18 protein-coding genes and 5 tRNA genes are annotated in these 22529 nt (G+C 53.2%); 7 read left to right on the top strand and 16 right to left on the bottom strand.

The window, feature by feature from the left end; all coding sequences use genetic code 11:
• The first annotated feature begins 181 nt into the window (after nucleotides 1-181).
• From aspS to SAMA_RS09625, 6 genes are all read left to right on the top strand, one after another.
• Nucleotides 182-1957, top strand: a complete 1776-nt coding sequence (gene aspS / locus SAMA_RS09650) for an aspartate--tRNA ligase (RefSeq protein WP_011759956.1) — start codon at nucleotides 182-184, stop codon at nucleotides 1955-1957.
• A 123-nt stretch (nucleotides 1958-2080) separates the two neighbouring features.
• The gene (locus SAMA_RS09645; protein WP_011759955.1) at nucleotides 2081-2827 is read left to right on the top strand and encodes a YebC/PmpR family DNA-binding transcriptional regulator; all 747 of its coding nucleotides are present in this window, start codon (nucleotides 2081-2083) and stop codon (nucleotides 2825-2827) included.
• A gap of 3 nt (nucleotides 2828-2830) precedes the next feature.
• Nucleotides 2831-3352 (top strand): crossover junction endodeoxyribonuclease RuvC, encoded by a 522-nt coding sequence (gene ruvC / locus SAMA_RS09640; protein WP_011759954.1) that lies wholly within the window; start codon nucleotides 2831-2833, stop codon nucleotides 3350-3352.
• On the top strand, nucleotides 3349-3966 hold the full coding sequence (ruvA, locus tag SAMA_RS09635) for a Holliday junction branch migration protein RuvA (RefSeq protein WP_011759953.1): 618 nt from the start codon (nucleotides 3349-3351) through the stop codon (nucleotides 3964-3966). Before ruvC ends, ruvA begins: the two co-directional genes overlap by 4 nt.
• 17 nt (nucleotides 3967-3983) lie before the next feature.
• Nucleotides 3984-4988, top strand: a complete 1005-nt coding sequence (gene ruvB, locus SAMA_RS09630; protein ID WP_011759952.1) for a Holliday junction branch migration DNA helicase RuvB — start codon at nucleotides 3984-3986, stop codon at nucleotides 4986-4988.
• A gap of 457 nt (nucleotides 4989-5445) precedes the next feature.
• On the top strand, nucleotides 5446-7965 hold the full coding sequence (locus SAMA_RS09625; protein WP_011759951.1) for a TonB-dependent receptor plug domain-containing protein: 2520 nt from the start codon (nucleotides 5446-5448) through the stop codon (nucleotides 7963-7965).
• A gap of 101 nt (nucleotides 7966-8066) precedes the next feature.
• Here the strand turns inward: SAMA_RS09625 and gloA are convergent, their stop codons facing one another.
• The 14 genes from gloA to SAMA_RS09555 all read right to left on the bottom strand — a co-directional run bounded on the left by gloA (nucleotide 8067) and on the right by SAMA_RS09555 (nucleotide 18296).
• On the bottom strand, nucleotides 8067-8477 hold the full coding sequence (gloA, locus tag SAMA_RS09620; RefSeq protein ID WP_011759950.1) for a lactoylglutathione lyase: 411 nt from the start codon (nucleotides 8475-8477) through the stop codon (nucleotides 8067-8069).
• Nucleotides 8478-8796: 319 nt separating this feature from the next.
• Entirely contained in the window at nucleotides 8797-9438 is a 642-nt protein-coding gene (gene nth, locus SAMA_RS09615) for an endonuclease III (RefSeq protein WP_011759949.1), read from the bottom strand.
• A 31-nt stretch (nucleotides 9439-9469) separates the two neighbouring features.
• Nucleotides 9470-10168, bottom strand: coding sequence for an electron transport complex subunit E (locus SAMA_RS09610; RefSeq protein WP_011759948.1), 699 nt, complete (start codon nucleotides 10166-10168; stop codon nucleotides 9470-9472).
• Complete coding sequence (gene rsxG / locus SAMA_RS09605) at nucleotides 10161-10808, bottom strand: electron transport complex subunit RsxG (RefSeq protein WP_011759947.1); 648 nt, start codon at nucleotides 10806-10808, stop codon at nucleotides 10161-10163. Before rsxG ends, SAMA_RS09610 begins: the two co-directional genes overlap by 8 nt.
• Nucleotides 10809-10817: 9 nt before the next feature.
• Nucleotides 10818-11864, bottom strand: coding sequence for an electron transport complex subunit RsxD (rsxD, locus tag SAMA_RS09600; protein ID WP_011759946.1), 1047 nt, complete (start codon nucleotides 11862-11864; stop codon nucleotides 10818-10820).
• 2 nt (nucleotides 11865-11866) lie between these two features.
• Nucleotides 11867-14509, bottom strand: coding sequence for an electron transport complex subunit RsxC (gene rsxC / locus SAMA_RS09595; RefSeq protein ID WP_011759945.1), 2643 nt, complete (start codon nucleotides 14507-14509; stop codon nucleotides 11867-11869).
• Nucleotides 14503-15072 (bottom strand): electron transport complex subunit RsxB, encoded by a 570-nt coding sequence (gene rsxB, locus SAMA_RS09590; protein ID WP_011759944.1) that lies wholly within the window; start codon nucleotides 15070-15072, stop codon nucleotides 14503-14505. Before rsxB ends, rsxC begins: the two co-directional genes overlap by 7 nt.
• Nucleotides 15072-15650 (bottom strand): electron transport complex subunit RsxA, encoded by a 579-nt coding sequence (rsxA, locus tag SAMA_RS09585; protein WP_011759943.1) that lies wholly within the window; start codon nucleotides 15648-15650, stop codon nucleotides 15072-15074. Before rsxA ends, rsxB begins: the two co-directional genes overlap by 1 nt.
• Nucleotides 15651-15725: 75 nt before the next feature.
• Entirely contained in the window at nucleotides 15726-17654 is a 1929-nt protein-coding gene (locus SAMA_RS09580) for an EAL domain-containing protein (protein ID WP_041409792.1), read from the bottom strand.
• A 145-nt stretch (nucleotides 17655-17799) separates the two neighbouring features.
• Nucleotides 17800-17875, bottom strand: a tRNA-Asn gene (locus tag SAMA_RS09575).
• A gap of 23 nt (nucleotides 17876-17898) precedes the next feature.
• Nucleotides 17899-17974: transfer RNA gene (locus SAMA_RS09570), tRNA-Asn, on the bottom strand.
• Between the two features lie 23 nt (nucleotides 17975-17997).
• Nucleotides 17998-18073, bottom strand: a tRNA-Asn gene (locus tag SAMA_RS09565).
• A gap of 23 nt (nucleotides 18074-18096) precedes the next feature.
• Nucleotides 18097-18172, bottom strand: a tRNA-Asn gene (locus SAMA_RS09560).
• Between the two features lie 48 nt (nucleotides 18173-18220).
• Nucleotides 18221-18296: transfer RNA gene (locus SAMA_RS09555), tRNA-Asn, on the bottom strand.
• Between the two features lie 753 nt (nucleotides 18297-19049).
• Here SAMA_RS09555 and uvrB point away from each other — a divergent pair.
• Nucleotides 19050-21068: an excinuclease ABC subunit UvrB gene (gene uvrB, locus SAMA_RS09550; RefSeq protein WP_011759941.1), complete on the top strand. Its 2019-nt coding sequence runs from the start codon at nucleotides 19050-19052 to the stop codon at nucleotides 21066-21068.
• Nucleotides 21069-21165: 97 nt separating this feature from the next.
• Here uvrB and rrtA read toward each other — a convergent pair whose 3' ends face one another.
• Together rrtA and queC are read right to left on the bottom strand one after the other, a co-directional pair.
• Nucleotides 21166-21783, bottom strand: a complete 618-nt coding sequence (rrtA, locus tag SAMA_RS09545) for a rhombosortase (RefSeq protein WP_011759940.1) — start codon at nucleotides 21781-21783, stop codon at nucleotides 21166-21168.
• Nucleotides 21780-22472: a 7-cyano-7-deazaguanine synthase QueC gene (gene queC / locus SAMA_RS09540; RefSeq protein ID WP_011759939.1), complete on the bottom strand. Its 693-nt coding sequence runs from the start codon at nucleotides 22470-22472 to the stop codon at nucleotides 21780-21782. Before queC ends, rrtA begins: the two co-directional genes overlap by 4 nt.
• Nucleotides 22473-22529 lie beyond the last annotated feature (57 nt).

The raw sequence follows: 22529 nt of genomic DNA, 5'->3' as shown, positions 1-22529 counted from the left end.
TTTTTTGCGCACTCGTCGCATTTTGCTGGCCTGGGCCTCTGGTCAATGACAAAAACATGCTGGATACTTCACCGACCAAAAGTGAAGTACTTTGGCTCAGGGCATTATTTCTCTATAATGCCCAGTCACAATTTTCAATCAGATTTCCGCCACACCGGTGCAGGAAAAAGGATAACTCTCAATGCGCAGTCATTATTGTGGAGACGTTAATAAGTCTCACGTCGGACAAGAAGTCACCCTCGTTGGCTGGGTAAACCGCAGCCGCGATTTGGGGGGTGTGATCTTTTTGGATCTTCGCGACCGCGAAGGTTTGGTTCAGGTAGTATATGACCCGGACTTGCCAGACGTGTTTGACGTAGCCAGCAGCCTGCGTGCCGAGTTCTGTGTTCAGGTGAAAGGTGTGGTTCGCCCACGTCCTGACAGCCAGGTGAACAGCCAGATGAAAACCGGTGAAATTGAGGTGCTGGGTAAAGCGCTCACCATCATCAATGCCGCCGACCCGCTGCCACTGAGCCTGGATAACCACCAGAACAACAGCGAAGAAGCCCGTCTGAAGTACCGCTATCTGGATCTGCGCCGTCCTGAAATGGCACAGCGTCTGATTTTCCGTGCCAAGGTCACCAGCTTTGTGCGTCGCTTTATGGATGGCAACGGCTTCCTCGACATTGAAACCCCTATCCTGACCAAGGCCACTCCGGAAGGTGCCCGCGACTATCTGGTGCCAAGCCGTACCTATAAAGGTCAGTTCTTCGCACTGCCACAGTCGCCACAGCTGTTCAAACAGCTGCTGATGATGTCAGGTTTTGACCGTTACTATCAAATCGTCAAGTGTTTCCGCGACGAAGACCTGCGCGCCGACCGTCAGCCTGAATTCACCCAAATCGATATCGAAACCTCGTTCATGACCTCAGATCAGGTGATGGAAACCACCGAGCGTATGATCCGTAACCTGTTCCTCGAGCTGATGAACGTGGATCTGGGTGATTTCCCGAAAATGACCTGGGATGAAGCCATGCGCCGCTTTGGCTCCGACAAACCTGATCTACGTAACCCGCTGGAACTGGTTGATGTAGCCGATCTGCTTAAAGCCGTTGAGTTTGCGGTATTCTCCGGCCCTGCCAACGATGAAGAAGGCCGCGTTGCTGCCCTGCGTATCCCCGGCGGCGCCGAGCTGTCACGCAAGCAAATCGACGACTACACCAAGTTTGTAGGAATCTACGGTGCCCGCGGTCTGGCCTGGATGAAGGTCAACAACCTGGCTGCTGGCGTTGAAGGCATTCAGTCACCTGTGGCTAAGTTCCTGAATGAAGACATCATCAAGGAAATCATTGCCCGCACCAAGGCTGCCGATGGCGATATCATCTTCTTCGGTGCTGACAAGGCCAACGTGGTTGCCGAGTCCATGGGCGCCCTGCGTCTGAAAGCCGGCGAAGACTTCAAACTGCTCGAAGGTGAGTGGCGCCCACTGTGGGTGGTTGACTTCCCGATGTTCGAAAAGGCCGATGGCCGTTTCTACGCAGTTCACCATCCCTTTACCGCGCCGCGCGGCGTCACTGCTGCCGAGCTTGAAGCGAGCCCAGGCAAGGCCGTGTCCGATGCCTACGACATGGTACTCAACGGCGTTGAGCTGGGCGGCGGCTCTGTGCGTATCCACAATGGCGACATGCAGTCTACCGTGTTCCGTATCCTTGGCATCGACGATGAAGAAGCCAAAGAAAAGTTCGGCTTCCTGCTGGACGCACTGCGTTTCGGTACCCCACCACACGCGGGTCTGGCCTTTGGTCTGGACCGTCTGGTGATGCTGATGACCGGCGCCAGCTCCATCCGTGATGTGATGGCCTTCCCCAAGACCACCACGGCGGCCTGTCCGCTCACCAACGCGCCGGGACATGCCAACCCCGACCAACTGGTGGAACTGGGCATTGCGGTTCTGCCGAAAGAGCCGAAACAAGACTGATAGAGTCACAAACAAACCGGGGCGCATGCCTCGGTCTGTTTTTACGGCCACTGCATTTTCCCCGGACGCTGTTTTTCGTTAGTCTGGACACTGGTCATCTATCCGCATTTCAAGGAGATTTCTATGGCAGGTCACAGCAAGTGGGCCAACATCAGGCACCGTAAAGCCGCCCAGGATGCCAAGCGCGGCAAACTCTTTACCAAACTCATTCGCGAGCTGGTTGTCTCCGCCCGTGAGGGTGGTTCAGATGCCGATGCCAACCCCCGTCTGCGTGCTGCCATCGATAAAGCCCTGTCTGCCAATATGACCCGTGACACTGTGGAACGCGCGGTTAAACGCGGCTCGGGTGAACTTGATGGCGACAACCTGGAAACCCTCATCTACGAAGGCTACGGCCCCGGCGGCACTGCTGTGATGGTCGAGTGCATGACGGATAATCGCAACCGGGCGGTGACCGGGGTGCGCAATGCCTTCAATAAGTCCGGCGGCAACCTGGGCACAGATGGCTCGGTGGCGTATCTCTTTACCAAACGTGGGGTGATAAGTTTCGAGGCCGGCACAGATGAAGACGCCATGATGGAAGCTGCGCTCGATGCCGGCGCCGATGATGTCATCATCAATGATGATGGCAGTGCCGATGTGTACACTACGCCTGAGGACTTTGGCGCCGTGAAAGATGCCCTCGATGGCACCGGTTTTTCCTCGGTGAACGCCGAAGTGACCATGGTGCCATCCACACGGGCCGTGCTTGATGCCGAAACCGCTCCCAAATTCCTGCGGCTTATCGATCAGCTTGAAGATCATGATGATGTGCAGGAGGTTTACCATAACGCCGACATCCCCGATGAGGTGATGGAGACGCTGGAATAATCCATGGCCATTATTTTAGGAGTCGACCCGGGCTCACGCATCACAGGTTATGGGGTTATCCAGTGTCAGGGCAGGCATCAGCTCTATCTTGGCAGCGGTTGTATTCGTACTTCATCGGATGAACTGCCCGACAGGCTTAAGCAGATTTTTGATGGTCTGCAGGAAATTATCCGTCAGTACCAGCCGAGCCAGTTTGCCATCGAGCGGGTCTTTATGGCCAAGAATGCCGACTCGGCATTGAAGCTAGGCCAGGCGAGGGGCGCTGCCATAGTCGCCGCCACAGTGGCAGGTTTGCCGGTGGCGGAATACAGCGCCACCCAGATTAAAAATGCCGTGGTGGGCACAGGCCGGGCACAAAAGGCTCAGGTGCAGCACATGGTGCAGCAGATGCTGAAACTCCCCGCAGCGCCCCAGGCCGACGCGGCAGATGCACTGGCGGTTGCCATGTGTCATTATCACACCCATCAAAGTCTGGTGGCCCTCGGTGGGCGCGCCAGTGTCAGAACATACGGAAGATACAGATGATAGGTCGTTTAAAGGGCATTTTGGTTGAGAAACACGCCCCAGAGGTATTGATAGATGTGGGCGGTGTTGGCTATGAGCTGCAAATGCCGCTGACCTCCTTTTACGAGCTGCCACTGCCTGGCGCCGAGGTCATTGTTTATACCCATTTTGTGGTCCGTGAAGATGCTCAGCTTTTGTATGGATTTATCCATAAAGAAGAGCGCTCACTGTTTCGTTTGCTGATCAAGGCCAATGGTGTTGGCCCCAAGCTCGCGCTCACTATTCTGTCGGGCATGACCGCCAAAGAGTTTATTGGTTGCCTGGAACGTGACGATATCGCGACCCTGATTAAGCTGCCCGGTGTGGGTAAAAAGACTGCCGAACGTCTGCTGGTTGAGATGCGCGACAAACTCAAGAGCCTGATGGAAGCCTCCATGGGCGCTGAGCGAGAGTTTGTGCTTAAGAGCAACTTCACACCGGCGCCGGTGGCTGCCACTGTGGAAGAAGATGCCATAGCCGCGCTCTTGTCATTGGGCTACAAACCGCAGCAGGCAAGCAAAGCCGTATCCAGTGCCTTCCAGGAGGGCATGGATCCCGAGCAGCTTATCAAGGCTGCACTTAAGTCCATGCTCTAAGGTGAAAGGGGAATACCATGATTGAAGCCGACCGGCTTATTCAGCCCCAGGATCTGGGTCAGGAAGATGTGATTGACCGCGCCATGCGGCCAAAATTACTCGACGAATACACGGGGCAGGACGATACCCGCGCCCAGCTTAAAGTCTTTATTGAGGCGGCTAAAAAGCGCGGCGAAGCCCTGGATCATATGCTTATCTACGGCCCACCAGGCCTGGGTAAAACCACCCTGGCCAATATCGTTGCCAACGAAATGGGGGTGAACATCAAGTCCACCTCCGGGCCTGTGCTGGAAAAGGCAGGCGATTTGGCGGCCCTGCTCACCAATCTTGAAGAAGGTGACGTGCTCTTTATCGATGAAATCCACCGCTTAAGCCCTGTGGTGGAGGAAATCCTCTATCCGGCGATGGAAGACTATCAGCTGGATATCATGATAGGTGAGGGGCCCGCTGCACGCTCTATCAAGCTGGATTTGCCGCCTTTTACCCTGGTGGGCGCAACAACCCGAGCAGGTTCACTCACATCACCGCTGCGGGCCCGTTTCGGCATTCCGCTGCGGCTTGAGTTTTACAATGTCCGTGACCTGTCATCCATTGTGGCGCGCTCCGCCAAGGTGATGGATGTGCCCATGGATGAAGGTGGCGCCGAAGAGATTGCCCGCCGCAGCCGCGGTACTCCCCGTATCGCCAACCGGCTGCTTCGCCGGGTGCGGGACTTTGCTGAAGTGAAGCATGATGGCGCAATCAGCCGTGCGGTGGCTCAGTCAGCACTGGATTTATTGGATGTGGACAGCGAAGGCTTTGATTACATGGACCGCAAGCTGCTGCTGGCGATTATCGACAAGTTTATGGGAGGACCTGTGGGTCTGGATAACCTTGCCGCCGCCATCGGTGAGGAACGTGAAACCATAGAAGATGTGCTTGAGCCATTTCTTATTCAGCAGGGGTTTGTGCAGCGCACACCAAGGGGGCGGATTGCCACGGCCCGTGCCTACAGCCATTTTGACCTTATCAAACCAGATTGACTAAATCCGCTAAACCACTGCTTAAAAAAGAGACCCCTGGGGTCTCTTTTTTTATGGGACAAGGGTTTATGTCCTTCGCTATTCGTTAACAGACTCGGTGAGTTTCATTATCAAATTCATCCATTGGGTAGATTTAATCGATATGGGTCACAGAAAAAGTGTGATGCACGTCACAAAATAAGCTCTTTGCATTGTTAACGGACAGGTGGACGGTTTGCTGGTGTCATGAGCGCTTGTGACAGACTGTAACTGCATATTTGAATAAATATTCAGTAATAAACAAAAACAAAACATAATGACATACAAAAATGACAACATAAACGAACATAAGTGTTTCATTGGAAATGGAATGTTAATAGTTTGAGGGTTTGACGATTCTCTGCTGCTTGGCGAGTATCGGGTCTGCGCCAAATTCAAAATCTTACAGGCGCAGTCAAAATAAGCAGGGAGTTAAATCATGTTAAAAACCACGAGAATCGCCTGGGCGGTCAATTGTGTTCTGTTGGCTACCAGTGCTTCTGCTGTCGTGTCCAGTCAGGCGTTTGCCGAAGAAGCTCAAGCCAAAGACGTAGAGCGTATCGCAGTAACAGGTTCACGTATCCAGCGCCAGGATATGGAAACTGCTTCTCCTGTCACAGTGATCAGTGCCGATGCCATTCGCGCTGAAGGCTTCACCTCTGTTGACCAAATGCTGCAGGCTCAAACCTCCATGGCGGGTGCCGCTGTGGGTTCAAGCACCAACAACGGTGCAGATGGTGTAGCGCAGGTTGACCTGCGTGGTATGGGCGCTGAGCGTACTCTGGTACTGCTGAACGGTCGCCGCATGGTGAACTCAGGTTCAGGCGCTGACAGCGCTGTGGATTTGAACTCTATCCCGGTTGCCATGATTGCCCGTGTAGAAATCCTGAAAGACGGTGCATCTGCAGTGTATGGCTCTGACGCCATCGCCGGTGTGGTGAACATCATCACCAAGAAAGATTTTGAAGGCTTCCAGTTCGACTTTAACGGCAGCGGCACCGACAAGGGTGACGGCGAAAGTGGCGAACTGAGCATGCTCTACGGTTTCAACACCGATAACGGTGGCAACTACACCTTTGGTGCGGCTTACTCTGAGCGCCGTGGTGTTATCCAGGCCGATCGTGACTGGACCGAGGCAGGTTACAGCTCATTCATTCCTACCGGCTCTCTGGAAGGTATGGTGAAAGACGCCAACGGTAATTGGGTTGACCGTAACACAGGTTATGACTTCACCCAGGACAGCTGGTATCAGACCCCAGCCAAGCGTTACAGCCTGTTTGCCAACATGACTCAGGAACTGGGTGACGATCTGCTGCTGACCGGTGACATCCTGTATACCAAGCGTAAATCTGATCAGCAAATGGCCGCTCAGCCAGCCGACATCATGCTGGGCGTATGTGGTGAAGAGGGTATCGATGCTGCACGTTGCATCACTCTGGATGGCGACATGATTGCTGCCGGTATCGCTCCTGATGACACTGGCCGTGTAAACTACCGTCGCCGTACCACCGATGTGGGTCCACGTATCTACAATCAGGACACCGACACTCTGCGCGCCTCTCTGGGCCTGCAAGGTTCTCTGGACATCAACACAGGCATGACCTGGGACCTGTCTTACACCTATGGTAAGAACAAGGCCGAGACCTGGGTTGAAAACTCTATCAATGCCGTGAAGATGGAAAACTCCGTCTATAACAACCTGGACTCATGGCTCAGCGGTCAGCCTCTGACTCAGGACATCATCAACGACATCGGTTTCACCGAGCGTAACGATGGCGGTAACGAGCAGCACGTGGTTGCCGGCGTACTGAGCGGTGAACTGTTTGATTTGAGTGCAGGTGCAGTTGGTTTTGCAATCGGTGCTGAATACCGTTACGACAGTGGCTACTACAATCCTGATCCTGTGATTGTGGCCGGTGAGGGTACTGCGGCTCAGCAAGACCCAACTGATGGTAACTACGATGTATTCTCCATCTATCAGGAAGTCAGCGTGCCTTTCACCGAGAAACTGACCGGTGAATTCGCCCTGCGTTTCGATGACTACTCTACCTTCGGTAAAGCCTCGACCTGGAAAGTGGGTCTGACCTATGAAGCCACTGACGATCTGATGCTGCGTACCGTAGCTGCTACCGGTTTCCGTGCACCTAACGTTGCCGAGCTGTTTGGTGGTAACACAGGTTCTTACGATTATCTGGACGATCCATGGGGTAACGAGCAAGATCCTCAAATTCTGGTGAACTACACCTCAGATCCTGATCTGAAGCCAGAAGAGTCTGAGTCTTACACTGCCGGTCTGGTGTACTCTCCAAGCTACATCGACGGTCTGTCTCTGACCCTCGATTACTGGCGTTTCCGTGTGACCAACGCCATTACCCGTCTGGATGCCCAGAAGGGTCTGGTTGACTGTCATGCCGGTATTCTGAGCGCCTGTGAAACCTTCAAGATCACCGATGAAGGCGATCTGTCGAACTTCACCAACCCGCTGACCAACGTGGGTAGCCAGAACACCAGTGGTATCGACTTCAACCTGGCCTACAACTTCGAAGCTCTGAATCTGGACTGGAAGATCAATAACGATCTGACCTACCTGCTGGAATTCGAACAGGACAACGTAGCCTACGAAGGCACCAGCGATGGTAACTTCGGTGGTTATGCCAAGGTGCGCAACAACTTCAGCATCCAGGCCGGTCAGGCCGACTGGAGCCTGATGTACTACAACCGTTTCATCGGCGAAACCGAGTGGTTGGGTGACCGTGATGAAACTGTAGACTCAGTGCTGTACCACAACGTGGTTGCCACTTACTTCATCAACGACGGCGTGACCGTATCTCTGGGTGTGAAGAACCTCACTGATGAAGAGCCATCCTACGTGCCTAACGGCAGCGACGGCGGTACCATTCCTGAAGTATTTGACACCATCGGTCGTCAAATCTACGGTGGTCTGACGATGAAGTTCTGATAACTATCAGACACTTTAACGCAGAAACAAAAAAGCGCCCCATGGGCGCTTTTTTATTACGGGAGTCAAAGCCTCACTCAGTCAGCGTCGCTCCGGTAAAATCAGCCAAGGCCTTGCATGGCAGATTTCATCTGGATGAGTTCAATCTTGTAACCATCGGGGTCTTCAACGAAGGCGATTTCCGTAGTGCCACCGGCAACAGGACCAGGCGCGCGGGTAACTTTACCGCCGGCCTTGGCGATGTCTTCGCAGGCCTTGTAAATATCTGCTTTACCGATGGCGATATGGCCAAAGCCAGTGCCAAGTTCGTACTTGTCGGTATCCCAGTTCCAGGTCAGCTCAATGACGGCCGCGCCCTTGGCTTCTTCGCCATAGCCCACAAAAGCCAGTGAATAACGATACTCAGGATTTTCTGAGGTGCGAAGCAGCGTCATGCCCAGCACCTCAGTGTAGAAGGCGATGGATTTCTCAAGATTGGCAACCCGAACCATGGTATGAAGAATTTGAGACATTTGGGGTTCCTTTAACGGCATTAAGATGGCGGCCAGTATAGCAAAAACGTACTGCTTACAGGGAACAAAAGGAGAAATCTGAAGCAACTCACAGTTTGACAGTGTGGTGTTGGCTAAAGCCACAATGGCATCGGATAATGCCGTATAAGTTCACCAAAGGAGAAGAAGATGAAAACTGAACTGAAAATGGCTGTGGGCACTGTAGCTGTGATTGGATTGTTCTTCGCTGCATTTGCAACCTCCATGTTTTAAGCCGATTTATACGAAAAACGCCGCAACTGGCAACAGTTTGCGGCGTTTTTCATTTGTGGTTTCCAGGTTACTCGTCCGGGTAAACCTTATCCTTGAATTCGCATAAATCTTCGATGATGCAGGAACCACAGCGCGGTTTGCGGGCAAGGCAGGTATAGCGGCCGTGGAGGATAAACCAGTGGTGCACATCCACTTTAAACTCCGCCGGCACCACCTTGAGCATCCGCTCTTCTACCTCGACCACGTTCTTGCCGGGAGCAAACCTGGTGCGGTTTGCCATACGGAAAATATGGGTGTCCACGGCAATGGTAGGCCAGCCGAAGGCGGTGTTAAGTACCACGTTGGCGGTCTTGCGGCCAACGCCGGGCAGGGCTTCCAGCGCTTCTCTGTCTTCCGGCACTTCGCCGCCGTGTTTATCCAGCAGAATTTGCGATAGCTTCACCACGTTGATGGCTTTGTTATTAAAAAGCCCGATGGTTTTGATGTATTCCTTAAGTCCCTCGACACCAAGGTCAACAATGGCTTGTGGGGTATTGGCCACCGGAAACAGCTTGTCGGTGGCCTTATTCACGCTGACATCGGTGGCCTGGGCCGACAGGGTGACAGCCACAAGCAATTCAAAGGGGGAGGAAAAATTAAGCTCAGTCTCTGGCTTGGGGTTATTGGCTCTAAGCCGGGTTAAAATTTCCACTCGCTTTTGGTTATTCACGGAATCTTTTACCTTACTCAGTCTGCTGTATTCAGCCTACTTTGGTGATCCTGGCTCGGGTGATGGCGGGAGCGGCTTCAGGTGTTGGCTTTTTCGCTTCCAGGCGCTTGTCGATAACGTTTTTACCGGCAATCAGGAGTCCCATGGCGATAAAGGCGCCGGGGGGCAGCATGGCCAGCAGGAAGCTGTTATCCACATGCCACAGCTCAATACGAAGGGATGCGGCCCAGTCGCCGAGCAGCTGGTCGGCGCCATCAAACAAGGTGCCCTGACCGAGAATTTCCCTTACTGCACCGAGCACAGCAAGCACGGCGGTAAATCCAGTCCCCATCATCAGGCCATCGAAGGCGGCGGCGCCGACGCTGTTGCGGGATGCAAAGGCTTCGGCGCGGCCGATGATGACGCAGTTGGTCACAATCAGCGGCAGGAATATCCCCAGCGACAGGTAAAGGCCGTAGGCATAGGCGTTGATAACAAGCTGAACTACTGTAACCAGCGCAGCGATGATCATCACAAACACAGGAATGCGAATTTCCTTGGGTACAAATTCACGTACCAGAGAGACGAGCACGTTGGAGCCAATCAACACGGCAACAGTGGCAAGACCAAGTCCAAGGGCATTGGTCAGGGTGGCTGTGACGGCAAGGAGTGGACAAAGCCCCAAAAGCTGCACCAGCCCCGGGTTATTTTTCCACAGCCCTTGCCAGGCAATTTCTTTGTAGTTACTCATCTGCATTGGCTCCGTTATCACAGCCCAGCGGCCGATTAAACCACTCGGCCTGATTGGCACTGACGAAGATCAGGGTACGGCTCACTGCCTTGAGGTAGGCTCTGGGGGTAATGGTGGCACCCGTGAACTGATCAAAGTCACCGCCGTCCTTTTTCACCTTCCAGCGGTCATTAGCCTTGTCAGAAAACACCTTATCGTTAAACGACAGTACCCAGTTGGATTTACGCAGCTCAATCTTATCGCCAAGCCCCGGTGTTTCCTGATGGGTGAGGGTGCGGACACCAAGCACCTTACCCTTAAGATCTACCCCTATGATAAGGCGAATGTTGCCGTTATACCCATCGGGAGCAATGGTTTCTATGGCCAGCGCCACGGGCTCATTGGCGCTGCTTGCAAGGTAAACCGGCATGGGCTCGTCTGTGCCCAAAGCGTCGGCATTGTGAACGAGAATACAGCTTCCACCGAGGTCGTTGTCGTGAATTTCATCGGGTACTATCTGGTGCAGTATTCGAGTCAGCTCAAGACGTTGCTGCTCGGCAATCTTGTCTTTGGTAGCCTCGTTCACCAGCGCAACCGCTGCGGTACAGATAAGCGCAAAACCGCTTAAGAGGAGTCCGTTTTTGATGATGGATTTTTGCATCGCCAGGTCCTACAGGCTGCCACGGTGGCCATAGGCCCGTGGCTTGATGTAATAGTCGATTAGTGGAGCGCAGAGGTTAGCCAGCAATACCGCGAACGCCACACCATCGGGGTAACCACCAAAGGTGCGAATAAGATAAATCAGCACCCCTATCATGGCCCCAAAGAGCAGCCGCCCGCGAGGACTGGTGGCTGCGGTAACCGGGTCGGTGGCGATAAAAAAGGCAGCCAGCATGGTAGCGCCGCTGAAGAGGTTAAACAGGGGGCTGGCGTGGGTGTCTGGCGAGGCGCCAAAGCCAAAGAGACTGCACACAAAAAGGGCGCCGATGAGCCCACCGCTGATGTGCCAGCGGATGGTCTTGGTGGCGAGCAAAAACAAACCGCCACACAGATAAGCGAGGTTCACCCAGAACCAGCCTTCACCGGTGCTGCCGCCACCGAAGATGGCGCGTTTCAGACTTTCATCTGCGGTAAGCCCCATGGAAAGATCGGTTTTCAAGGTGTCCAGTGGTGTCGCCATGGAGACGCCATCAATTCCCAGCGCAAAATCTGCTGCGCCCTGGGCTGAAAAAATCACGTCAATGGCATCCAGGATACCAGCACTGCTTTGTGCCAGGGTACTGGGGGCAGCCCAGGTCGTCATCAGAACCGGGAAAGACACCAGAAGCAATACATAGGCGGCCATAGCAGGGTTAAAGAGGTTTTGCCCCAAACCGCCATAAAGCTGTTTGACCATCACGATGGCGAATACCGTGCCTATGACTACCAAATACCAGGGTGCCAGCGGTGGAATGGCGACACCAATCAGGAGAGCGGTCAGCACAGCACTCTGATCCATCAAGGTAGGTGATATCGGGCGGTTTCTAAGCTTCAATACCAGTGCCTCGGCGGCAAGTGCCGTCGCGATGGCAACACACACCTGAATAAAGGTGCCCCAACCAAAGAAATAGCATTGCACGGCAAGGCCAGGTAAGGCGGCAAGAATGACGCGCTGCATCACAGCCGAGGTTTGGCTGTCTTTGCGGACATGGGGTGAGGATGCAATCTTGAACGCCATGATTATTCATGCTCCTTGGCGGCTTTTTTTGCCTTGGCTTTGGCGACAGCCGCAGCAATACGGGCTTTTTTGAGCGTATCGGCATCGGTTGGTGGAACCTCTGAAGCAGCAGTGTTTGCGCTGTCTGCGATGTGAACACCTTGCTCTGGTATTTGGTTTGCTGCAGGCGGCATGGCCGTGGCCATGTCGGTTAAGGTACTTTTCTCTGGTGCCTGAATGTCAGTCTCAAGTTCATCGGCGTCGGCCGCTTGAGACGTTTCAGATTGAATGTGTTCAGCCACAGCTGGATCCGGCTGTGCCTCTTCACGTCTGGCCGCAGCCTTTGCCTTGGCTTTGGCAACCGCAGCGGCCACTCTGGCGGCTTTGTTGTCAGGCTTATCGTCTCCCCTGGTCTCAGGAAGACTTTCATCTGTTTGTACGAGGCTTGCCTCACTGCGATTCTTTTCAGGAATAGCGGCCATATCCTCTGGGAATGGGCTGTCAGAAGCACTTGCCGCCAACTTCTTCGCCTTGGCTTTGGCAACCGCTGCGGCAACTCTTGCTGATTTGTCATCCGCTGGGGCTGATTCTGCCTCCCCGGTCGCTGGTGCGGACGGTTCTGCCACAGCCAAGCCGCTTTCATCCGTATTCCGGGCAGACTTTTTGGCTTTCGCTTTGGCGATGGCGGCTGCCACAGCAGCTCGCTTGGGATCCTGCTCCTGCGCCTGTGATTCAGGTGGCTGTACTGCTGATGCCTGAACTTTTGGCTCCTGTAAGGAGGATACCTGGCGATTACCGTTAGCGGTGTCTGTAGCCGCTGTATTGCTGTTTGCCGCCTGCGCTGCCTTTTTTGCCTTGGCGCGGGCAATCGCTGCGGCAACAGCGGCCTTTTTCGGATCTTCACTGCTTGCGGGCGTTGACTCCTGCTCAGGCGTCGTCTCGATAGACAGGTCTGAAGCAGCATCGGTCACAGTGCTGCCCGCTGTATCGGGGGACTTGGCTGCTTCCTGTTGGGCTGTCTTTTTGGCTTTGGCTCTGGCGATGGCGGCAGCAACCCCGGCTTTTGGATCCGCCGCTGAAGCTTGAGCCCCCTCTGGTGAGGCAGCGACCGGAGCGGCATTTTGTTCCTGGGCGGCTTTTTTGGCCTGTACCCGGGCGAGGGCGGCAGCGATGGCGTCTTTTTCTCCACCGGCCATGGCCGCTTTACGTTTTTCCGCCGCCTCTTTTGCCTTGGCTTCACGGGCCGCTTTTTCTTCTTCAAGGCGGGTAATGCGCGCTTCAAATCGCACCTTGGCACGCTCAGCACTGGCTTTTTCTTCCGCCTGCTGGCGAATGGCGGCTTTGGCCACCCGATAATACTCTACCAGCGGGATATCGCTGGGGCAGACATAAGTGCAACATCCGCACTCGATACAGTCTTTAAGGTTATAGCTTTGTGCCTTGTCGTATTCTTCCGCCTTGGCGTGCCAAAAGAGTTGCTGCGGCAGCAAGGACGCAGGGCAGGCAACGGCACATTCGCCGCAGCGAATGCAGGGTTTTTCAGGCGGCATCTCGGTGATTTCGAGGCCGTTGGGCAGCAGCAGACAATTGCTGCCTTTCAAAATCGGTACCTGGGTATTGGCCAGGGTATATCCCATCATGGGGCCACCCATGATGATTTTTTGGGCCTCTGCTTCACGAAAATCACAGTGGCGGAGGACATCCTCTACCTTGCTGCCTATTAAAGTCCAGTAGTTCCCGGGTTTGGTTACTGCATTGCCGGTGACAGTGACGACTCTTTCTATCAGTGGCTTACCTTCGATGACGGCATCCCGGATTGCAAACAGGGTACCGACGTTGTGCACCAGGATACCGAGCTGCGCAGGAATAGCGCCGGAGGGCACTTCCTGGCCAGTCACTATCTGAATGAGCTGCTTTTCACCGCCTGAAGGGTATTTGGTCGGGATAACAGTGACCCTGACAAGTCCTGCCGGTAACTGGCTGCGATTGACGGCAGCCTGCATGGCTTCAGCGGCTTCGGGCTTGTTGTCTTCGATGGCGATGATAATGCGTTTGGGTGCAAGGATACGGTGCACTATACCGATACCAGCGACTATCCCATCGGCGTGCTCGCGCATAAGGCGATCGTCAGCGGTAATGTAGGGTTCACATTCAACGCCATTGACTATCACCAGCTCAATTTCGCTCGCCGGACTTAATTTAATGTGGCTTGGAAACGCAGCGCCGCCCATACCGGCGATGCCGGCATCCTGTATCCTTTTGACCATTTGGGCAGGGGTCAACGCATCCAAAGCCGCGCTTTGGAGTTCACACCATTTGTCCTGGCCATCGGCTTCCAATGCCAGGGTCAGTATGGGCAGCGCAGAGGCATGGTTGCTCGGGCGTGATTCAATGGCTTTGACGCGGCCTGAGGTGGGGGCATGTACCGGTAGATAGCCAACTCCCTGGCCCTGAGTCAGCATCTGCCCTTTAAGTACAGTATCTCCCACTTTTACGGCGAGAATGGCCTGTTCACCGACCTGAGGCAGGGGTACCAGGTACTCATCAAACAGTGGCAGTGTGGCGATAGCGGTGCCATTGGAGACGGATTTCATCTCGGGTGGGTGAATGCCACCGGGTGAGCGCCACAGCGTACCTTTATCCAATTGTTCCAAAAGCGTCAGCACTGTTTGTCCTCTTCGAGCTGCATCACGGGAATGGCACTCAGTTTCCAATTCCAGGTCTTGATGTCCTGAGTGACAGGGAGCATGTCGATGCAATCGACAGGGCAGGGCTCGACACAGAGATCGCAGCCGGTGCAGTCCTGGGTAATGACGGTGTGCATCAGCTTACCGGCGCCGACGATGGCATCCACGGGACACGCCTGAATACACTTGGTACAGCCGATACACTCGTCTTCACGAATGTAGGCAACTTTTTTGACTTGCTGCTCAGTGGTGGCAGACAGTGGCTGAGGTTCAACGCCCATTAGCTCAGCAATCTTTTCCATGGTGGCTGTACCACCGGGGGGGCATTTGTTGATTTGGTCGCCGCCAGCGATGGCTTCGGCGTAAGGGCGGCAACCGGGATAGCCACACTGACCGCACTGAGTTTGCGGCAAGAGGGACTCGACCTGGTCCACCAGCGGATCGCCTTCTACTCTGAATTTGACGGCAGCAAAGCCCAATATGGCACCAAATACCAATGCCAGCAGGCCCAGTAATACAACCGCTATCATGACTGCTGACATTATTTCACCAAACCGGTAAAGCCCATAAAGGCCAGAGACATAAGGCCAGCGGTGATCATGGCAATGGCGCCACCCCGAAAAGGCATGGGCACATCAGCTGCAGCAAGGCGTTCACGCATGGCTGAGAAGAGAATGAGCACCAAAGAGAATCCCACTGCGGCGCCAAAGCCATAGATGGCTGACTCCAGAAAATCGTGCTGCTCGTTCACATTGAGCAGCGCCACACCGAGAACGGCGCAGTTGGTGGTGATAAGCGGCAGGTAAATACCCAGCGCACGGTGCAGACTGGCACTGGTTTTTTGTACCAGCATTTCGGTGAATTGCACCACAACAGCGATCACCAGAATAAAACTCATGGTGCGCAGATAGGTCAAATCAAACGGTGCCAGCAGGTACTGGTTTACCAGGAAACTGAGAACGGAGGCCAGGGTCAACACAAAGGTGGTCGCCATCGACATGCCGATGGCAGACTCAAGCTTGCCTGACACCCCCATAAAGGGGCAAAGTCCGAGAAATTTTACCAAAACGAAGTTGTTGACCAGCACAGTACCGATCAACAACAGGAGATATTCACTCATCGCAAAAAAGCATTAGCGGTCGGTGCCGGTATTATCGGCTTTTTGAGTCTCATTAACAACATATCAAATGCAGGGTTAACTCTGGCGGGTGAGTTTCTCGTCAAGCAAGTCTTTGCTGCCGGCAGGTTCTGGTTTGGCAATGTAGAAACCTTGCAAACCATCCACCATGAGCTTCTCTAACGTCAGCTTTTCTTCCTGACGTTCTACACCGCAGGCAATGACCCTGACACCGATACGTCTGGCAATGTCTATCATCATGCGCACAAAAAACTTGTTATTGGCGTCTTGATCGATGGCTTCGCTGTAGGTGGCGTCGAGCTTGATATAGTCGGGTCTGACTTCCCGGAAAAACTTGAACGATGTAAAGCCCATGCCGAAACGCTCGATGGACACCCTGGTCCCCACACTGTGGATTTCACGTATGAAACGGAAACTGCCCTGCATATTGGTTTGGAGACCACTTTCGTTGATTTCCAGTACCAGTCGGTTAGAAATGGCTCGGTGTTTGGTCAAGAGATCTTTCAGCCAGACCACAAAATTATCATCGGTCGCTGACACTGCGCTGATATTGACCCCATAGGCACCGGTCATGTTTGGATTATCCAGCAACATGCGCACAGCAGAGAGTACGACCAGTTTATCCAGCTCCTGACTCAGCCCGTGCCTTTCAGCCATGGCTATCACAGTGGCAGTCGGGAGAACCTTACCTTCTGAATTAAAGAAGCGGGCAAAGAGTTCACGGTAGACTTCCACTTCACTGCGGCAGGGCTGTATTGGCTGCTGAAAGAATCGTACTGCGCGTTGGGTGATGATTTCAGTAATAGCCACTTGCCAGCGGTTATCTCCAATTTCCTGATCCTCTGTGAACTTCTCAAGCACATGGAAACTGTTCGCGCCCAGTGTTTGAGCAATGCTGAGCGCCGCATCAGAAAGACTGAGTAGGCCTACCGGGTCAACGCCGCTCTTGTAGGGCACGAGTCCGGTATACGCTATTGACTCCATGGCAGAAGTGGACTGGTATTCATCGAGTAAGGTTTTAAGGGGCTCCAAAAAGCGTTCTGCGTCACTGATAACCAGGTTAGGCAAAAACACGGCAAAGTCAGAACTGCTAATCCGGTAGAACTCTGCGTCGGGGAAGGGACTGCCTGCCTTTCGCAAACATCCGGCGACTTTCGCCAGATAATCGTCGCCAGCGGTACGGCCTTTAAGCTGGTTGATAGTACCCAGTTCAGTGGCTTGCAGCATGGCGAGGGAACCCAGCAAATCTTTTTGGCTCTTTGCCAATTCATCCAATTTACGGGTAAAGCGCGCGCGGCTGCCAAAACCGGTAATGGGATCTTGAAATGCAGCCCGGGACAGCTTCTCGTTTTCATGATGCAAACCATCAATCTTTTGCTTCAGTGCTTGTCTGGCTTCTTCAAATACAGTGGCGAGGGGCTTGAGTTCTCCTCCGAGTTTGGACTGCTCAGGGGGAGAGAAGTTAAGTTCTGTCAGCGACTTTACATACTCTGCAGCGTAACGGATTTTACGGGATAAGGTAGACGCCAACGCCAAAAACAGCAGCAGCGAAGCGGCAAATAAACTGCCAATGATGATTAATTGTTCTGAATAGAGGCTAACCGCCAGTGTCCTGGGGCCGTTTGTATCCAACTTCACCATGAGTCGCCCGTCAGGCAAGTTTCGGGTATCACTTATTTCCAAGGGGAACAGGCGTGCCAAAAACGATTCCGGGGTTTCCTGTAATTGTCCGGTGGTGAAGTTGCGGCTGCCATCGGTGCCATCGGTGTATTGAAAAAACTGTAATGTGATCGATTGCTGCAGGTGTTGATAGAGCGCCTGGCCATCACCATGCCAGGATGCCAATTCAGTGGTTTTGTTCCGATATTGTGTTTCCAGGGCCTTACCAGCATCCTGCATCAGGCCAAGGTTCTCTTGATGTAACCAAAGTGCGGCACTACCGAAGAGCAAAATAAGTGCGATGGGGAAAGTTTTTATCAAACTCATGGCTAATTCCATTAACGCCGTTTTGAAAATTCTAGCTAAAGAATATGAAGAGCGGGGAAAAGTGTAACCTCAAAGCTGACAAAACAAAATCCAAATCAACAGGATTTGCAAAGCGAGAGTAGGCGAGGATGGGAGAAAGTTTCGATGGCTCCCCTGACTGGACTTGAACCAGTGACATACGGATTAACAGTCCGCCGTTCTACCGACTGAACTACAGGGGAATCGAAAAAAACTGAAGTGCGATTGGCTCCCCTGACTGGACTTGAACCAGTGACATACGGATTAACAGTCCGCCGTTCTACCGACTGAACTACAGGGGAACAGATTGTATCGCTTGTGAAGTTGGCTCCCCTGACTGGACTTGAACCAGTGACATACGGATTAACAGTCCGCCGTTCTACCGACTGAACTACAGGGGAACAGATTGAATCGCTTGTGAAGTTGGCTCCCCTGACTGGACTTGAACCAGTGACATACGGATTAACAGTCCGCCGTTCTACCGACTGAACTACAGGGGAACAATTTTTGCGATTAACTTCATGCCGTTAAAGGCGCGTTTCAGTGAGTGGCTCCCCTGACTGGACTTGAACCAGTGACATACGGATTAACAGTCCGCCGTTCTACCGACTGAACTACAGGGGAATCGTTGTAAAACAACTGCTCGCTGAGAACGGAGCGCATAGTAAAACGGGTGGCTTGATGAGTCAACGCTGGAAACCAAAAAAAGTGTGATTAAGTCGTTAAGTGCTCATCTAATGTGCATCGTGATGCGAAAATCGACACAGTGTACAGCTTTTGCCCAGCAAGTGACTGTTTTGCTGCGCGAAACTCTCATTCCAGAGCGGAAAGTAGCATCAGAAACACCGAGCTATTAAGAATAGGTGCGCAAATGCACGGATGAGGCAATTACAGATGTAGTTTAATTACAAACAGCCTCTCGGATTGCCCTCCCCAGAGGAACCCTAACCAAAGCCACGCCCCGTCAGGGTTTCAGGTACTTTTCCACAATTTCTGTGGATAAGCCTGTGAGTTTCATGATAAATGATGCCGCAAACCCGCATGTAATCTGGATTTGTCTTAAAATGCACCTTCACAGTGCGATGACAAAATATTCAATAAAATCAATGTCAAGTTGTTTGTGGTAGTAGATGGATTGTAAAACCATTACGGGTGAAAATTGTAGAGACACGACAACATAAAAAGTGTGCATGAATTTGTTGCCGAATGCCGTACTCACGTACCAAATAAGCAAAAGGCACCAGCCTGTAGTGGTATGTCAGTGAGTTACAAAATACTGTATTAGCTAAGGAGCATATCCTGCTGACCGAGTGCTGTTGGCGTCTAAGGTGCACTGGTTTACACTAGGTGCCCGGCTTAACAAGGACAAACTTTTCTGTGTCTGAGCAAGTTTTTCAACTTTCTTCCCACTATTCACCCGCAGGTGACCAGCCTACAGCTATCGCCAAACTGATTGATGGGCTTGAGTCAGGGCTCGCCTGTCAGACTTTGCTCGGGGTAACAGGCTCTGGCAAGACCTTTACCGTGGCCAATGTTATTGCCACCCTGGGGCGCCCGACCATTATCATGGCGCCCAATAAGACACTGGCGGCGCAGCTCTATGGGGAGATGAAAGAATTCTTTCCCAATAATGCGGTGGAATACTTCGTTTCTTACTATGACTACTATCAGCCGGAAGCCTATGTGCCGGCATCCAATACCTTTATTGAGAAAGATGCCTCGGTAAACGCCCATATCGAACAAATGCGTCTGTCGGCGACCAAGGCCTTACTTGAACGCCGTGATGTCATCATTGTCGCGTCTGTGTCCGCGATTTATGGTTTGGGTGATCCAGACTCTTATATGAAGATGTTGCTGCATTTGCGCCAGGGTGACTTTATGGGCCAGCGCGACATCTTAAGACGCCTCAGTGAACTGCAATACAGCCGTAACGACATCGACTTGCAGCGGGGCACCTTTAGGGTGCGTGGAGAGGTCATTGATATCTTTCCGGCGGATTCGGAGCGGGATGCCATCCGGGTTGAATTGTTCGACGATGAGATTGAGCGCATCAGCGAATTTGACCCACTCACGGGGCAGGTCACCAAACGTCTGGCTCGTGCCACCGTGTACCCAAAAACCCACTATGTGACGCCGCGTGAGAAAATCCTCGAAGCCATTGACCAGATTAAAGACGAACTGAGGGTGCGCAAACAGCAGTTTTTGGATAACCACAAACTCATTGAAGCTCAGCGTATTACCGAGCGGGTTCAGTATGATGTGGAAATGATGACAGAGTTGGGATACTGCTCGGGGATTGAAAACTACTCCCGTTATCTGTCGGGCCGTGCCGAAGGGGAAGGGCCGCCAACCCTGCTGGACTATCTGCCTGCCGATGGTCTGATGATAATCGATGAATCCCACAACACTGTGCCGCAGATTGGTGCCATGTATAAGGGTGACCGCTCTCGTAAAACCACCCTGGTGGAGTATGGTTTCCGTTTGCCCTCGGCACTGGATAACCGGCCCCTTAAGTTTGAAGAGTTTGAATCCCTGATGCCGCAGACGATTTTCGTTTCGGCCACGCCCGGGAAGTATGAGCTGGAGAAAAGCGGGGATGATATCGCCGAGCAGGTAGTGCGCCCTACTGGTCTGATTGACCCCGAGCTGGAAGTACGCCCGGTGGCCATTCAGGTTGACGACCTACTCTCAGAAGTTGCCAAGCGGGTGGCAGTCAATGAACGGGTGCTGGTGACCACACTCACCAAGCGGATGGCAGAAGATCTCACCGATTACCTCGATGAACACGGCGTTAAAGTGCGCTATCTGCACTCGGATATTGATACCGTGGAGCGGATGGAAATCATCCGCGATCTGCGGCTCGGGGTGTTCGATGTACTGGTAGGCATTAACCTGCTCAGGGAAGGTCTCGACATGCCGGAAGTGTCTCTGGTGTGTATTCTCGATGCCGATAAAGAAGGCTTTTTGCGCTCCGAACGTTCGCTTATTCAGACCATAGGCCGCGCAGCCCGTAACGTGAATGGCAAAGTGATTCTCTACGCCGACCGTATTACTGACTCCATGGCCCGTGCCATGGCGGAAACGGAGCGGCGCCGCACCAAGCAGATGCAGTTCAACGAGGAGCACGGCATCATCCCCCGCGGCGTGGTGAAGAAAATCACCGATGTGATGGACGTAGGTGAGAGGTCTGCGCCAAGCCGCGGCGCCGTCAAGGCATCAGGTCGAAGCAGGGATGTAGGTAAACCGTCGATGAGGCAAGACCCGCATCAGATTGCCGTAACCATAGATGCGCTTGAAAAACAGATGCATCAGCACGCCCGGGATCTGGAATTTGAACAGGCTGCTGCGCTTCGGGATGAAATCCATGGGCTACGCCAGCAGTTGCTGGAAGCTTGAGCTTGCCGTCACCCCTGACGCAGCAGCCTGCACGTCCAACAATGGAAAACGCGCCTTGTGGCGCGTTTTCAGTATTAGATACAAGCGGCATCCCGATTTACCCATAAACCTTAGCTTGTTTCAATTTCCTCACCGCCAGATAGGCTGCGCCCAGCACAGTGCCAACCAGTGCGCCCACCAGATGCGATTCGGTGGCGACTCTGGCACCAATCAGGCTTGCCACATCGCTGCTGGCGCCAAAATACTGCTCGTATCCTACTTTCAACCCCAGACCAAGCAGGAGCAGCCAGCCGGATCTAAGCCCGCGCTCGATATCCATCAGGGAGCCGAAGGCAAAGAGGCCGTGCAAGATACCGCTCAGGCCAACATAAGCGTGAAGGCTTGGGTAACATAGGTACAGGCCAACCCCTTCACCAAGACAGAGTGCAAACAGCAGCAACAGGAGCCCGGTTGCACGGTAATGAAAATGATGCAGGCTTAAAATCACCCAGAACCCTGCCAGGTTCATCAGCAGGTGCCAGTGATTGGTGTGCAGCAGATTACCGCTAATAAGGCGCCAATATTCGCCTGCACCAATTTGGCTTCGTTGCCAGTTAAGCTGTGAATCAATGGGCAATAAATAGAGCGCGGCGCACAGCGCTGACAAGAGCGCGCCAACCATCACCAGCTGCTTGTCTATTGATGGCAATAGATTTGAGAGTGGCGTTGGACTCAATTGGCGCCTGTCTTCTTGGTTAGCTCAGCGTTTACTGCATCGCGATTACTCAGGTAGTCCTCAAGGCCACGTTTACGCAAGTGACAGGCAGGGCAGTCTCCGCAACCATCGCCACGGATGCCGTTGTAACAGGTCAGGGTGTGGTTACGTACCAGTTCGAGTTTGCCGTAACGGTCGGCAAGCGCCCAGGTTTCGGCTTTATTGAGCCACATCAGCGGCGTGTGGATGTTAAGCTGCTTGTCCATCCCCAGGTTCAATGCTTGCTCCATGGCTTTGATGAAGTCATTGCGGCAATCGGGGTAGCCTGAAAAGTCGGTCTCACATACGCCGGTTATCACTGTATCGGCGCCGAGCTGATAGGCGTAAATCCCAGCCAGGGTTAAAAACAGGATATTGCGACCAGGTACGAAGGTATTGGGCAGGCCGTTGTCCATTAGTTCGTGGGAAACCGGGATGGCGTCACGGGTGAGGGCACTGATGGCAAGCTCGCCCAGCAAAGACACGTCCATTATTTTGTGGGACGCACAGCCAAGCTCGCTTGTCAGCGCTTTGGCGACTTCAATTTCTTCACTGTGGCGCTGACCATAATCGAAGGTAATGGCATGCACTTCATCAAATTGAGACAGAGCCTGCACCAGACAGGTAGTGGAATCCTGACCACCACTGAACACGACAACTGCTTTGGACATGGAAAAACCGATACTGAGTTAAACTTTTGGGGATATAGTGTATCCCAGCAACTGTTC

This window comes from Shewanella amazonensis SB2B (assembly GCF_000015245.1).
GTDB classification, from domain to species: Bacteria; Pseudomonadota; Gammaproteobacteria; order Enterobacterales; family Shewanellaceae; genus Shewanella; species Shewanella amazonensis.
Note: the sequence above shows the minus strand (reverse complement) of the source record. Positions and strands in the feature narration are given on the sequence as shown.